Origin of the sequence: Methylomonas sp. Kb3, from assembly GCF_002834115.1 — a bacterium.
Lineage (GTDB): Bacteria > Pseudomonadota > Gammaproteobacteria > Methylococcales > Methylomonadaceae > Methylomonas > Methylomonas defluvii.
Genome location: NZ_PIZT01000007.1, coordinates 80,635 through 95,925 on the forward strand (window position 1 = coordinate 80,635; position 15,291 = coordinate 95,925).

12 protein-coding genes and 1 pseudogene are annotated in these 15,291 nt (G+C 46.0%); all 13 read left to right on the top strand.

Going from position 1 to position 15,291, the window contains the following annotated elements; translation table 11 throughout:
* The first annotated feature begins 10 nt into the window (after positions 1-10).
* The 13 genes and pseudogenes from CWO84_RS05765 to CWO84_RS05820 all read left to right on the top strand — a co-directional run bounded on the left by CWO84_RS05765 (position 11) and on the right by CWO84_RS05820 (position 15,255).
* Positions 11-949, top strand: coding sequence for an NAD-dependent epimerase/dehydratase (locus CWO84_RS05765; RefSeq protein ID WP_033155985.1), 939 nt, complete (start codon positions 11-13; stop codon positions 947-949).
* Positions 950-979: 30 nt separating this feature from the next.
* Positions 980-1,579 carry an NUDIX hydrolase gene (locus CWO84_RS05770; RefSeq protein ID WP_101052022.1) on the top strand — a complete coding sequence of 200 codons (600 nt, stop codon included), beginning with the start codon at positions 980-982 and terminating at the stop codon, positions 1,577-1,579.
* 115 nt (positions 1,580-1,694) lie between these two features.
* Positions 1,695-2,486: an ABC transporter permease gene (locus CWO84_RS05775; RefSeq protein WP_033155986.1), complete on the top strand. Its 792-nt coding sequence runs from the start codon at positions 1,695-1,697 to the stop codon at positions 2,484-2,486.
* Between the two features lie 58 nt (positions 2,487-2,544).
* Positions 2,545-3,876, top strand: a complete 1,332-nt coding sequence (locus CWO84_RS05780; protein WP_101052023.1) for an ABC transporter ATP-binding protein — start codon at positions 2,545-2,547, stop codon at positions 3,874-3,876.
* A 62-nt stretch (positions 3,877-3,938) separates the two neighbouring features.
* A complete protein-coding gene (locus CWO84_RS05785) occupies positions 3,939-5,423 on the top strand; it encodes a hypothetical protein (protein WP_133120651.1) in 1,485 nt (494 codons plus the stop codon).
* Entirely contained in the window at positions 5,420-7,483 is a 2,064-nt protein-coding gene (locus CWO84_RS05790) for a hypothetical protein (protein ID WP_101052024.1), read from the top strand. Before CWO84_RS05785 ends, CWO84_RS05790 begins: the two co-directional genes overlap by 4 nt.
* Entirely contained in the window at positions 7,483-9,648 is a 2,166-nt protein-coding gene (locus CWO84_RS05795) for a hypothetical protein (RefSeq protein ID WP_101052025.1), read from the top strand. Before CWO84_RS05790 ends, CWO84_RS05795 begins: the two co-directional genes overlap by 1 nt.
* Complete coding sequence (locus CWO84_RS05800) at positions 9,645-10,598, top strand: hypothetical protein (protein WP_033155991.1); 954 nt, start codon at positions 9,645-9,647, stop codon at positions 10,596-10,598. Before CWO84_RS05795 ends, CWO84_RS05800 begins: the two co-directional genes overlap by 4 nt.
* 413 nt (positions 10,599-11,011) lie before the next feature.
* Positions 11,012-11,245, top strand: coding sequence for a transposase (locus CWO84_RS24830; RefSeq protein ID WP_240617972.1), 234 nt, complete (start codon positions 11,012-11,014; stop codon positions 11,243-11,245).
* On the top strand, positions 11,238-11,405 hold the full coding sequence (locus CWO84_RS24835; protein WP_240617973.1) for a transposase: 168 nt from the start codon (positions 11,238-11,240) through the stop codon (positions 11,403-11,405). The genes CWO84_RS24830 and CWO84_RS24835 overlap by 8 nt, the downstream gene beginning before the upstream one ends.
* 305 nt (positions 11,406-11,710) lie before the next feature.
* Positions 11,711-13,717 carry an acyltransferase family protein gene (locus CWO84_RS05810; RefSeq protein WP_101052026.1) on the top strand — a complete coding sequence of 669 codons (2,007 nt, stop codon included), beginning with the start codon at positions 11,711-11,713 and terminating at the stop codon, positions 13,715-13,717.
* 164 nt (positions 13,718-13,881) lie between these two features.
* Positions 13,882-14,214, top strand: a pseudogene (locus CWO84_RS05815) (hypothetical protein); the annotation flags it as partial.
* A 315-nt stretch (positions 14,215-14,529) separates the two neighbouring features.
* Positions 14,530-15,255, top strand: a complete 726-nt coding sequence (locus CWO84_RS05820; protein ID WP_101052027.1) for a glycosyltransferase family 2 protein — start codon at positions 14,530-14,532, stop codon at positions 15,253-15,255.
* The last annotated feature ends 36 nt before the right edge of the window (positions 15,256-15,291 follow it).

Below are 15,291 nucleotides of genomic sequence, written 5' to 3' on the forward strand. Positions count from 1 at the left end.
AAGGAGAGTTATGAGTTACAACATTTTAGTGACCGGCGGTGCCGGCTATCTGGGTTCTACCATGGTACCCGACTTGCTGGCGGCGGGACATAAAGTTACGGTGCTCGACAACTTCATGTTCAAGCAAAGTAGTTTGAACCACGTCTGCCACCACCCGAATTTCTCGGTCGTAAAGGGTGACATCCGCTTGGAAAAAAATGTCGCACCATTGCTCAAAAATGCCGATATTGTGATTCCGTTGGCTGCGCTGGTGGGGGCGCCACTGTGCAATCTGGATCCAATCGGCGCAACCACTACCAACCACGACGCGATCACGCTGATGCTGAAGTTGTTGGCCAAGGATCAAATCGTGTTGATGCCGACCACGAACAGCGCTTACGGCACCGGCGATGAAAACAACTTTTGTACCGAGGAGTCGCCGCTGCGTCCGATTTCGCAATATGCAATCGAAAAGGTCAAAATCGAACAGGAATTGATGCAGCGCGAAAACGCAATCAGCTTCCGTTTGGCGACCGTATTTGGCATGTCGCCAAGGATGCGCGTTGATTTGCTGGTTAACGACTTTACCTATCGCGCTGTCAACGACCGTTTTGTCGTGCTGTTCGAAGGTTATTTCAAACGCAATTACGTACATGTGCGTGACGTTTCAAGGGCTTTCCAGCATGCGATTGCCAATTATGACGCGATGAAGGGCCAGATTTACAATGTGGGGCTCTCCGAAGCCAATGTGTCTAAAAAGGAATTGTGCGAAACAATCAAAAAACAGATACCCGACTTCGTGTTTATCGACGCACCGGTCGGTAAAGATCCCGATCAGCGCAACTACATCGTCTCCAATGCAAAAATTGAGGCAACCGGCTATAAAACTTCTGTCAGCCTTGATGCTGGTATTGCTGAATTGATCAAAGGTTTCACGATGATCAAGAACTCGATGTACGGCAACGTTTGATCTAACACCAAACTAAACATCAGCGCCGGCATGCAACACGAAAATAACGTAAAGGACGAAAACTTTCGGATCGAACTTTTGGGGCGGCAAGAGGTATTCGAAAATGCGTTATTTCGGGTTTATGCCGATCACGTCGTTGATTCTCACGGCAACGAAGTGCCGCGCTATCTGAGCGTCGTACCTCGCTGCTTAGTCGAGGGCTCTGTCGCTGGTGTTGCTGTACTTCCGGTTGCAAGGCACTGTATTGGCTTGATCCGAGTGTTAAGACATCCCTTGCAGCGCTGGTCTTGGGAAGTGGTCAAGGGGCATGGGGAGCCCGGCGAAAGCCCCGCCGCCTCAGCGGAACGCGAGCTGATGGAAGAGACGGGGTTGGCTCTATTCGACGGTGGTTTGAGGGATATGGGAGCGTTGTCGCCGGAAGCAGGCGTTATCCAGGCTCGCTCTCGGCTGTTTGCCGCTTCGGTCGATGCCGGTGCAACCGCCAAGGTCGAACCGGAGTTCGGCCACGGCGAGCTTCAATTTTTCGACCGATCCAAGGTATTACAAATGATTGCCGAGGGTGAAATCGAAGACGCCAGTTCGTTGGTGCTGGTTTACAAATGGTTGATGACGCATGATTTCAATGTTTGAAGACATTTTTGATTTGTTGCTCCGCTACGGCTTTTTAAATGTGCTATCAGCTAGATTGAGTTCAATTCGCCGCCCAAACTAATTTGCCCGGTAATCTAATCTCCGCCTTGATTCCATGTTGGATATTGTCAGTAATATTATGAAGTATCGTTCACTAATTGGCGCACTTGCCTTGCGTGATTTGCAAAGCAGATACGTTGGGACTATGGGTGGGGCATTATGGTCTATCATCCAGCCAGCCTCTACGGTGGCGGTGTTTTATTTTGTGTTCTCGGTAGGTTTTAAAGCGGCCGCGCCCGCCGGTTCGCCTTTCATTATGTGGTTTATCACCGGACTGATGGTTTGGTTTTATTTCAATGAAACTTTGATCACCATTACCGGATCGGTGACCGGTAACGCTCATCTGATTAAGAAAACCGTTTTTCCGACCGAAATACTCCCCTTCGTATTCATCACGGCAGGTATTGTGCCGCATATGATCTTCATGATCTTTGTGATAGGAATGCAAGTTTGGTATGACATTGCATTTTCGCCGGTGCGTTTGTTGGTGGTCTATTTCATGCTGTGCAACGCCACATTGCTACTCGGTCTGGGTTGGTTGTTTTCCGCGCTACAAGTGTTTTACCGGGACATAGCGCAAGCCCTATCCGTGATATTGAATGTTCTGTTTTGGTTAACGCCGATTGTGTGGTCAATGGAACTGTTGCCGGAAAATTATCGCCATCTATTATCTTATAATCCAATTTACTATATTGTTGAAGGGTATCGTGGCTTACTTATATTTCCGGAGCCGAAATTACCAAATTTAGCTGATACTGCTTTTTTTTGGATTGTGACAATTTCGATTCTATTTTGCGGTGCTTATATTTTTCGGCGGCTTAAGCCTGAGTTTGCCGATATGCTTTGAATATAATGGAGCATAATGTGATTAATAAGCGTTATTTAACTGAAATGGAGGGGGCTTAATGGAGTCGTTGCCCGCAATATCAGTTTGCAACGTTAGTAAGAAATTCAGATTGTTTTCTTCTCCGAAGCAACGGTTAATTGAGGCTATTCATCCATTCCGTAAGCAGTACCACAAAGAATTTTGGGCGCTGAGGAATATTAGTTTCGATGTGCATCGCGGGGAAATCTTCGGTATTTTGGGGCGTAACGGTTCAGGCAAGTCGACGTTATTGCAAATCATCTGCGCAGTGATGCAGGCTACCGGAGGAGAGGTTAAGTCGAGCGGCAGAATTTCCGCATTACTGGAGTTGGGAGCTGGTTTCAATCCCGAATTCACCGGGCGTGAAAATGTCATTTTAAATGGTGCCATTCAAGGTTTTTCGAAACAGGAAATGCAAGAGCGTATCGACGATATCGAAGCATTTGCCGACATCGGCGAATTCTTTGATCAGCCGGTTAAGCTTTATTCTTCTGGAATGTTTGTCCGGGTTGCATTTGCGGCCGCGATTCATATAGACCCCGAAATCCTTGTCGTCGACGAGGCGCTGAGCGTTGGTGATTCCAAATTCCAACACCGTTGTTTCCAACGCATCCGAAACTTCATGGAGCAAGGCAAGACTATTTTGGTTGTCTCGCACAGTACGGACACCCTGTTAAGGATTTGCAACCGTGGCGTCGTTTTGGATCGGGGAGAGTTGGTACACATCGGCCCGATCGCTGGTGCTGTCAATCACTACCAAAAGTTGTTGTTCGGAGAGGCTCAAAACATATCGAAGAACAACGGTAAACGAAAGAAGGAAATGGTCAAGGGAATGTCGGAGATGCCCAAAAAGGAAAGGGCGGACAAAACCGATAAAATCCCTTTAAAACCTACCTATAACCGCCACGAAACCCGAATGGGCTCGGGTAAGGCCCGGATTGTCGATTTCGATCTGGTGGTCGATGGTGAATTGAATCCTCCCGAGATTGCCTCGCATGCCAATTGCGAGTTGATTGTCAAATTAGTCGGCAACGAGTTCGTGCAACTCTCGGTTGGTTTTGCCATCGTCTCGCTAGAAGGCACTTATGTTTTTGGCACTAACCTGGCAATGATGGGACATCCTCCCGCTCAAATCGAAGCTGACGGCTATGTGGTGTTAAGATTCCATTGGCAAGCGCATCTTACCGGGGGCGAATATTTTCTCAATCTCGGTTGTAACGAATTTGTCGATGGGCAAGATAGTTTTGTCGATGTGCGACGCTCGGTGGCACGATTGAAATTTTCGGATACACCGCAGTCGGTCGGTTTTGTTGACCTTCAGGTCGTACCTGAATTAGTGGCTGTAGAGATTCCGGATGAGCAGGTAGTTTAATGATAGCTCCACGACCGTTGGTGGTAGGTTATCCCCGTAGCGGTTTCTCTTTACTCATCAGCGTGATTGCTGAACTTGTCGGTCCGGCACGGGATAGACGTACGCTTAGCATCAAAGCGCTGTGCGACACTGCCGGATTCCAGATTTCCCGGCGAATAGAAGATGTGTTCATGCGCCGCGGTCTGTCGCACGATCTCATTTACAATTACAACTTTCGACAATTGGCCGGAGGACCTAAATGGTTGGCCGGTTCCGAGTTTCGCGATGCTCGATTTCGAAAATATATCGGCCTGCGTGGTGGCGGGGATTTCACATTAATTACTTCTCATCCCCGAGAGATTCTCAATTATTACGAGGTTGTCCATTCGCATGTTGGGCCGGCGGCTTGGTTGAGCGCGCTTGATGTCCCGAAGGGCTTGCGTTTTGCATCAATGCGTCATCCCGCGGGAACGCTAACATCTGCCTGTTTTTCGATCAATGCGCTGGCCAGTGAATATATCCAACGTTTTGTTCCCTGTCAGGAGGATAACGACTTTCTAAGACAACGCCTTGCTCTTTACAAGCTTAGCGATCTTAACTTTTTCGAAGCGCTACTGCCGCCTTTTAAGGCTTACCTTGAAGAATTCACTCAGCAAGATCACCACTACTATTTGATGCGCTGGGAAGACTTGATTGATAGTCCGGTCAAGACCATTCTCGGTATTGCGGATGAATTGGGTTGCGGCACAAGCGTACCTCAGGCGCAAGCCTTATGGGCAAAACTCGACCACGTGAATCTAACCGGCGCCCACAAGCACAATCTACGTCGGGGGCATGGCATCGTTGAGGGCTGGAAGGACTGGATAACCAATACCCATCTCGATATTTTGCGCGACCACGGGATCGAAACGTATGCGGTTCGCTACGGTTACGGCCCCATGTCGCCTTTAGACGAAAGTGCGTATACGCCATTTCAGCAAATGCTCGAAGACTATATTCGACGGGGCGAGGTATTTCGTGATTACGGTGACGAAGATTTGTTTGGATTTGCTTTCAACAAGTCCAACATCGATTTTTCTCGTTTTGGTTTTCGCCAATATCCTTGGCGAACCCATACGGCCATTGAGCGGTCCTCGTGCCGCGACGAAAGCTTGGTCATGGAAGTGTCGGATGTGGCGGAGGAGGCGTGCGGCATTTTCAATGAAGCAGCCTCAATCTGGATCGACGCGGTGCATAATGACGATTTAGATTCGGCCATGATAGATTCGATAACGCCAGTCGTATCAAGACTTTACGATAATGATGCGGAGCTGGCCTCGTTTGTATCCGCTATGACCGCTGCGGTCAATGCTGGCCAGTGCTCCTACGCCGGTAAGAAGGAGAAATACTCTGAGCCTCTGTTGCTGGATAGCGTGGGAACGACAAATATCGTACTTTTTCAAGGCAAGTATTATGCGGTTCCACAGGCGTTGGGGCCTGTCGATTTTAGCCTGCCGAACCTCTCCGGCATTGCTTTTACGGGAATTGCAGATTCTTTTTCCGAACTCATTTTGATGGTGAATAAATGAAAGGAAACAGCAGCGAACTTAGATTTCTCGAGCCGACTGCGCGAGCCTTTGCAGAAGCCTTGCGCGACAATCCGCCATTAAACGGGCCTGTTTATCTTGTGGGTCACGGCGAGCTTGCGGATACCATCGTGCGGGATGCTGCTAACGAAGGCGTATCGGTTATTGCGCACGCGGATATTCCGCCAATGGAAGTTCTAAAACAAGCTCGCGTGTTGTTGTTTACGGAAACTCGCGGCGAGCAACTTGGGGATCTGTTGTTGGCATGTTTGGATCTGCAACAGGTACGGATTTTTGCGCCGAAAAGTGATTGGCACATGAGTCGCAAACCCTTGTTTATAGTTTCTATCCCCAAGGCCGGAACGCATTTGGCCTACGAGTTTGCTCGAGCGTTGGGATATGCCGCTGGTATTCAAATACCTGATTTTCCCAAGCCAGGCACTTGGTATTGTATCGAATACAGTAACTCACATACGGTTGCTCGCGATTTCTTTATCGACTCGGTGCGCCGAGCGCCATTTGGCAATCGGCACCATCCGGTTACTCAATCCCCTGTGCTCTTTGTTTACCGGCACCCGTTGGATATTCTGGTCTCTGAGGCGCATTACTACCATCGCGAAGGTAAAACGGTTTTCGCAGGCTATTTTTCCGGTGAGGATTTTGAACATCGGGTGCGCCAATTGGTAGACGACGAATGGTTGTTGGGTTCCTTACGGCAGCGTGTGGGAGGTTTTTTGCCATGGCTGAATTTTCCGAATGTCATCCCGGTCGCTTTCGAGGAACTGGTGGGGGGAGCCGGCGGCGGTTCGGCGCGCGCTCAACTTAAATCGATTTGGGCCATACAGTTAAAACTTCAGGCGGACGGTATTACCAAAGACATTGCTGCTCAGGTCTTCAATCAGAATTCGGCGACCTTTCGTGAAGGTCGTATAGGTGGCTATCTTTCGCAATTGCCTTCAAATCTGATCGACGAATTGGCTGATCGATGCGCTGATGTTCTTTCCGGCTTCGGCTACACGGTAAGGGGTGATTCGTTGATTCCTAGCCGGGTGGCTGAATTTCAGTCGCGTCCGTTGCGGTATTCGTCCAAAGACTTCAACGAGATGCCTTTGACCGTGGAACAAGACTTCATGGGCTGCAATCTTGTCCGCTATGCCCGCCGTTTTTATGCCGTCCCCCTTTCGGCGGGTGTTATTGCTCTGGATGAATGCGCGCCCCAGCAGCTTGCGCGCTTGCCTTCGGCAACGACGCTTGCCGAATTAAAGTCCGTATTGTTGATTGGCCGTAAGGCTTATGATCGGCAATTGGCGCAGCTTAACCATACGGGGCTTGAGTTGCATTCCAACACGGCGCACAACGTTTCCCTGGCCTACTGGATGGAATCCGAAGAGCCTTGTCTCTTTGATGCTTACAAAGGCTTCAATTTGGTGGCCTGGAAGGGACGTTATTTCGCTTTGCGTCAGTCTGTTGGCACGATCAATTTAGCGCAAAATTTACAGACCTTGCTGACCCTTTACACGCCGGACGCTATTCTAATGGCAAGGGATGTCGACACTCTGATGGATGATATAGATGGTATCTCGACGGCGGTTCGCCTGACGAATAATGTCAACGGAAATATCGCCGGTTTGCAAGCTCAGCTCGACGACTGTGCGCGTTCAATCCAAACGCAATCGGAACAGTTACAGTTGCAGAATGTTTATGATATGGCCCGTTTATACGGGGAAAAAATCGAAGGTTCTCTACAGGCTTTGAGTCTGCAGATTGAAGACTCCGTGGTCAAAGGTTTGCAACATACGCTAACTAGCATCATTCAACAGCATGTTTATGATATGTCCCGTTTATACGGAGAAAAAATCGAAGGTTCTCTACAGGGATTGAGCCTGCAAATTGAGGACTCCGTGGTCAAAAGTTTGCAGAATACGTTAACTAGCATTATTCAACAGCACGCAGGCTTGCAAGGTGAACTACACAAACAAGAAGAACGAATTATGGACTTGAATAATAAGCTCAACATTCGTAATGCGAGTTTCCTATCGCGTCTGTTTCGGAGAAAACCTTGATGAGCGAACAGATACTGAATGTCGCAATTCCCTGGAGCCTGACACACTATATTCCGCTGAATGGCTTTCATCCCCTCTACCGGGCGTTGTTCGAAGAGAAGCCCGACTGGTTGAATATCGCGGCATGGGATAACATCGAGTTATCGCAATCTTTGCGCGGCGACGAGGCGTTCAGAGAATCCTTACTCGCCGAAGTTGCGAAAGAGGCTGTCAAGTTGGAAAACGTTTCCTTATCGCCTATCGAGAAGGATTACTTTGCGCACTATTGGTCCGCCAATCAGGCATTAACCCGATTATTGCCCGGTGAGATTGAAGTTCATCACACTGCACCGTTTCCGAGTCTGTGTCGCCCTTTTGTATTTCACTGCGAATCGTTCGCGCCGGTTTTTTTTCCATTCGCGCATCAAGGAACCGGTAGCATGGAATCGCAAGAACAGGTACGAGCGCATTACAAGCGAATATTTGAAAATCCGCTGTGTCTTGGAGTTTTTTCCCATTTACCTGAGACGATCACGGATTTGAGCCGTTTTTTTGCGTCGCCTATCATCGATGCCAAGCTTCATTTGTCGCGCATTGGTTTAATGGAGGGGGCGGAAGAAAATAATCAATTATCCAAAGGCCCTCTATCGTCAACCAGATTCCTGTTTGTCAATTCGGCCAATCAGAATCCCGCAAATTTTTTCTTGCGCGGCGGGCATATTGTCTTGCGTTTTTGGCAAGCCTTTTGTCGCGATCCGGAGAATAAGCGATTGTTTATGCGTTGCGGACGCCCCTCGGATGCGATGTTGCGACAATATGGTGTTGATTTAGATTGGTTGGGCTGTCACGAAGGTCATAGCATTATATGGATTGAGGATTATCTGACAGCGCATGAACTGGAGAAACTAATGTGCGCCGCGCATTTTCTGCTGCTTCCGAGCGCTTCCTTGCATTCGGTTTCGATCATGCAGGCTATGGGGGCGGGCGCTGTGCCGGTTGTCTCCGATACCATTGGGACCAGCCGCTATGTCGTGGATGGGAAGGATGGAATAGTTTTATCTGGGGTATTTGACAATAATTGGCGACGGGATCCTGAATGCGGAGTAATGATTGATCAATATGCTCGAAATCCAGATTTGGAAGACGCCCTTGTTGAACAACTCTTAAGGCGCATAACAGAACTGTTCCAAAATCCAAAAAAATACGCAGAATTGTCTGCCAACGTGTGCAGAAAAGCTCGTATGGAGTTTTCAGGGCGCCTATTCAGCGAAGCCTTTTGGTCTGACGTATATGGTTTATATCAGGATTTTCTTAAAGATAATCTTGTGTCGAATGGGGCAACAGATTTATCGCCAGCGAAGCATCATCTTTTAATTGACGACAACGATTGGGGCAGGGTTTTCACGAGTCCGCCGCAACCGGTAGCGAGATTGCATACCGGTCAAGGATGCGTCACCGAAATGGGAGGGTGTTTTATTGCCTCTCCTGGCGATCAAGCGGTGGGGTTGCATGACTGGTCTCCAATCACTGAGTATGTCGAGCAGTCATTGCCCATCCCTCTAGCGTTTTCAACGGAAATAAAAGGGCTAGGCGGATGTTATCTCAGAGTCCCAGTTACGGAGGCCGAGCGCCGCAATACAAAACGGTTTATTGAAGTCGTAGCCAACAAATTAATGCCGTTTCCCCTTGTTTACGCGCTCTCATCCAAATTTCTTAAGTTGTTAAGGCGTTTATATCGAGCATGGAGGCAATTCTTTGGCGAAATAGTTACGGAGCAAAAAATAGCCCAGCCGGAAGCCAATATTGAACTTGTTGCACAAGATATGAATGGGCTGAATATTATACGTTGCAATCATCAGTTTTATGCCATCTCCAAGAATGGAGGAGAATTCAACAAGCAGCGCGCAGATGCTGGAGATTACGAAGTTTGCATTAAAGGAACAAGTCTTAAGGACATTCTGCGTAAAGTTGAAGAGTTATCGACTGTATCGCAAGAAAGCATTGAGTTGGTTGAAGAAGGGGTTTGCGGCTTCAATTTGATCCGTGTTGGAAATTCTTTTTTTGCAATCATGCAAGCCGAAGGGGCATTTGATATGAATCGTGTAAATACAAACGGCTATAGCCAGCTCTATACCGGCGACTCGCTTGAGGATGTAAGAATGGCTGTAGAGCGCAGTTTGTCATGACCGGGCATTCCAAGAGTCGGTCGATTCACCTTTGGTTATATAACCATCCTTTACAAGGCGTAACTGATCAGATCGAGTTCTTTTTTCTGATAATGCAGCAACATGGTTATTCCGTGACTATGGGGCGCACCCCAAAGGATAGTGCGCTAAATGTAGTCATCGAGAATTTTTCGGAAATGACCAGCAGGACACTCATTGATTATTGCGAACGCACTGGCAAGCGAGTGGCGGTTATTATGACCGAGCACCTTGATCTGGTTGGAAACGAATTGTTTATCCATGGCGACCGATTATGGAGCAATAATGACTACATGCATCCTGCAACTCAGGTGGCGAGAATCAAGAATCTCATGGATTGCGTACCTTATTTTCGGGCTATTTTTGTGTTGGGGGACCTGCCTGAGTTAGTAGGGTCTGAGAGAATGTTTCCCGGTCTTACAGTCAGAACGCTTCCGTTTCCCGAATTAGTGCGTGTTGATTTGACGGGTCAAAACCCGACGCATGAAGTCGTTTTTTCCGGCGCACTTACTGCGTTTCGGGATCAAACGCTACGGGCGATTGCCGAACGTTTTGTGTTAGCGCAAACCTCGAACTTTTTACCGAGAAAGGGGCGTGACCGACTTAATGAATCCGCGCGCATCGTGTTGAATATTCCCCAGCGACCCAATTGGCGTTGGCTTTCACTGATGCGTATCATTGCCGCGTTGCGTTGCGGCCGAGCAACGGTTTCGATTGGAACGCAAGACCGATCCTGCATTGCTGAATGCTGTATTCAATTGCATGAAACTGGCTGGGAAGATGAATTAAGGCGGGTGGTGAATAATTGGCCCCAGGCCTATCAAGATTGTTTGACGCAATATGAAGGCATGCGGCAATCTTTTCTCGCGAAGCATCGGTTTCCACATGATTTGATAGAGTATTGGAGTTTATTGGAGCGCTTGGACACCTGATTAATAGGCATGAACTATTTATACAAAAGATAAATATTGATGGATTATAAGATGGCGTATCAGCTTCCTAAAAAATGATATTTTTCTTGCCGGCAGAGGTTTCAAGAGAGTTCTGAAACAACTAAAGTCTCGTGGCGCTATTTATTCCGTTAAGGAACCTCTGATTAATTGCACACCAGGGATATAATTTGGCATTCACCTGGTTTTCGCGGCGACGCGCATGGACCCTTACCGACAACTCAGTTTTGCCGATGCCGAATACGCTAACAAAGGCAAAGTCACCCGGCACGAGAAGTTTCTCGGTTAGCTCGAAGCTTTATTGCCGTGGGCCGTCATGCTAGCGAAGATCGAACCGCATTACGCTTCAGGTAAAGGACGTGGGCGCAAACCGTTTCCGTTGAATACCATGTTGCATGTTCACGTCGCACAGATTCTCTATAACTACTCCGATCCGGCATACCCATGGGGAACAAGTGGAAGAGGCGCTGTATGAGATTGAATCGCTGCGGCGTTTTTGCGGTATCCGTCTGGAAGCCGTGCTGGATGAAAGCATGATTTTGCAGTTCCGGCACCGACCTCGACTAGAAATCAGGACAAAGCGCACGATCCAGAAATGCATGCCTGCAAGAAAGGCATTCAATGGTTAAATTCCACATTGTTGTCGATAGCGAAACCGGCTTGGTGCATACCTTCAAAGTCACCTCGGGCAACGTCAGCGACATCGCGGAAGCAGCCTCGTTGTTGCACGGCGAGGAACAGTTTGTCCACGGCGATGCGGGTTATCAGGCCCGTTGGCCTTTCTGGTAGCGATTGCCAATGTCCGCGTGGGGATGCCTACTAACGTCGTAGCCTGATTGCGTCAATTGCCAAATAAGGCGCATTGCTAGCACAAATCGGACTGTTTTAGATTAATCATCAGTCAGTTTTTGAGTTTTGACCGGCTATTAAAACTGATGTATTTCAAAACAGCTATTATTCAGAGGTTCCATAACGAAAATGCAGAAGTGTGGAGCGTTAAAAAATTAAAACGCCAACATTGGTTCGGTATTTAAAGTTAGAAATTATTTCTAATTGCGGCAATGTTGGTTTTTTGACTTTGCGAGGGCTTAAATTTGAATAGTTCGCTTTTGCACACTGCGGGCGCGCAAAATAGTACTTATTACAAAGAAATTGATGGTATCCGTGCCATCGCAGTCATATTAGTTGTTTTATTTCATCTTGATATCGCTGGCTTTAAGGGCGGTTTTGTCGGTGTTGATATATTTTTTGTAATAAGTGGCTACCTAATAACCGGATTGTTGTTGGATGAGTTGTATCAGTCCCGTGTAAAAAATATTGACTATGGGTTGTTTTTGATTAGACGAACTAAACGCATATTTCCGGCGTTGGCGTTTACTCTTTTTTTATCATTTTTTATAGCGGAGATATCGTTTAGACCGGACGATTTTGAACATCTTGGCGGTTCTATTTTTTATGCTTTGGTCGGATTGTCAAATATATTATTTTGGAGTCAATCTGGCTATTTCGACAAAGCGGCTTATCTAAAGCCCGCGTTGCATACTTGGTCTCTTAGCGTCGAGCTACAGTTTTACTTGATTTGGCCGATAATTGTTTTATTTTTGTTTCGCAGAGTCCCAAGAGCGCATTTAACTCAAGCATTTTTTTTGATTTCCGCTTTCAGTGTTTTGTTAAATATCGCTTATGTCAATAATCTTTTTGAAATTCAAAATAAACTCGGATTATATTTGTCCGTATCGTTTTCCAACGTTGAATCCTCGGCATTTTTTCTTATGCCATTTCGTATATTTGAATTTTCACTAGGAGCTGCTTTATTAGGTGTTGAATACAGTCAAAATCGTTCTGATTGGGTAAAAGAGGCTGCTGTATTTATTGGATTTTTAATAATTATGTATGCGGTTACGCAGCATAAAGATGAGCATGCTTATACTTGCACTTTTGCGCTACTCCCGTGTTTTGGAACCGCATTAATAATATATGGCGCAAAAACATCTAGACTTTTCGGTGCGCTTTTGAGGCATCCGTTAGTTTCTGGCTTGGGTCTAATCAGTTATTCAGTATACCTTATTCACTGGCCGACAATTGTATTTTATAAATATATAAAACCGGAGTCATGGAGCTTTCTTGATAAGATCGCTGTATTGATTTTATCGATAGCTATCGCCGCTTTACTATACAAATTTATTGAAACGCCTTTTAGAAGGATCGATTTTCAAAGCACTTCCTCCGGGCGACGTAAATTCTGGTCTGCTGTTTCATTGTCTTTAGTAATTGTTGGAGCTCCAGCATTGCATGTTTACTCTCATGATGGTTGGCGATGGCGTTTCCCTAAAAATGTCTCGTACTTATTATCAGGAACAAAAGATTCGTTAAGTACCTTGAAACCTCGGGCGCCAGGTTGCTCGTTCACAAATTTTAAAAACTTTGATCAAGCAGAATGTATTAGGCCTGTTAATGGTAAGATCAATATATTGCTGATGGGAGATTCTGTAGCAAGTTATAGTTGGATGGGGTTGAATGAGAATTTGCCTAGAGAGCGATTTAATCTTCTTCAAGCAACACCGTCAAATTGTAGGCCTGGTGTTAATTGGGGGATGGATTACTGCCTTCAATCTAATCAATTTATGTTTGACTTTATTGAAAAAAACGCTATCGATTTGACGATATTTGCGTCGCTTGGCCCGGATTATAATAATTTCCGGGAAACTATTAGATACATGAAGGCAATTGGTAAGCCAGTTTTAGTAGTTGGGCAGCCATTTATATTTAAAGAGAAGCTAATTGATATAGTTGCTCGAGAGGCAAATGAGAAGTCCACCGAGTATGAGATTCAGTCTATTGCGCGAGACGGATTACTTTCTAATACTGTCGATTTGCGCCGGGCAATTCAAAAAATTGCAAATGAAGAAAATGTTGACTACTTCGATATTCAAGAACAGTTATGTGATGTCGTCGATGATTTATCTACTTGCAGCTTTATTATCGGAAATAGCTTGATTACAGCTGACAATAATCATTTAACGCCAGCTGCGTCAACTAAAATCTTTAAAAAGCTTGGAGGGATCATTCGTGCAAAATACCAAAATTTGAATGTGTTTTGAGTTTGACTGTAATAGAACACTCATATGGTAATGAATTGAGTATGAATTCATTTAAGCCGCTAGTTTTAGGCGCTCCGCGTAGCGGTTTTGCCTTGCTTGCTAGTGTCATTATTCATTTCTGCCGCTACTTGATTGCTATGCCTGCTAGCGCCAAAGAAGCGGGTGTGGACTTGGGTTATCCGGGCGTCGAGGTACCCGGGGTCACGATTTACAAAGCCCGGCAAAAACGCGGCGTGGATACCCGACGACTCAAACGTGCCCTGAAACGCCGCAACGCCATCGAACCGATCATCGGCCACCTACAGAACGACGGACTATTGGGGCGCAACTACCTGAAAGGCGAAATGGGCGATGCGTTGCATGCCATCCTGTGCGGTGCAGGCCACAACATCCGTTTGATCCTCAGGCGGTTGAGGATTTTTTGGCGTCATTTTGGGCAGTCGCTGTTTCGGCTATGGGGCGCATTTTCATCAGAGCAATTTTTATCGTTCGTGTGAGGACGGCCCTCCGTGAAAAATTTTGGCTTTTTCAAGGAGGGCTATTTAATTCGTAACATTGATTCACTGTATATTAATCAATGGCTTACGCATCGATTTTTCTTGATAAACTGCATTAATCAGAGGTTTCCTAGAGTGGCTATTAATATACCGGTTAGTTATTGCTGGGCTTTTATGATGTAAGTCGATATTATATTGAGTTATAGATTTAAAAATAATTTGACGGCGTGTTCTTGCTGGATTTTTATTAAAGGCTAAGAAAAGAATAGAGCATCAAGCTGCATTTATAATGCGGCTGTTTATTTGAAAAATAAAATGGATAATTCGAAATTAAAATTTATAACAACGCTTTTTATTCCTGTAAAAAATGAAATAGATGCATTGAAAGTTATAATGCCGCGGATAGACAAAAGTTGGTGCGACGAGATATTGATTCTTGATGGTAGTTCTGATGATGGCTCAAAAGAATACCTTGTTTCTAAAGGATATAATGTGGTTCACCAAAAATCAAAAGGAGTTAAAGCGGCTTTTTGGGAAGCGTTTGAATTGGCTAGAGGTGATGTCATTATTCCGTTTTCGCCGGACGGTAACTCGATTCCAGAAGATATTCCAAGGCTGATTGAAAAGATAAACGCCGGTTATGATATAGTTGTAGCATCGAGATACAAAGGTGATGCAATTTCGGAAGATGATGATTTCGTATCGGGAATTGCTAATAAGTTTTTTACCAGTCTTATTAATATACTTTTCTCAACAAAATACACAGATGGGCTCGTGATGTACAAAGCATTCAAAAAGGCTCATCTATATACATTGGAAATAGATAAATTCAAGAGTGATTTTTCGGAAATAATGTTATTAACCCGTGGTGCTAGGTACGGTTTGAAGATAACGGAAATTTCTTCTTCTGAGCCCCCTAGAATAGGCGTGCAAGGAAGTCGAGCCCATCCCGGGGTGCTAGGAAAATATAAGAGCGCTCTTGTTTTATTAAAATCCATATTGCGAGATGCATTGTTTTATCATCCTAGTCTGAATAGATAACAAAACATACCGTAAAGAAACAGGTTGTATTATTCT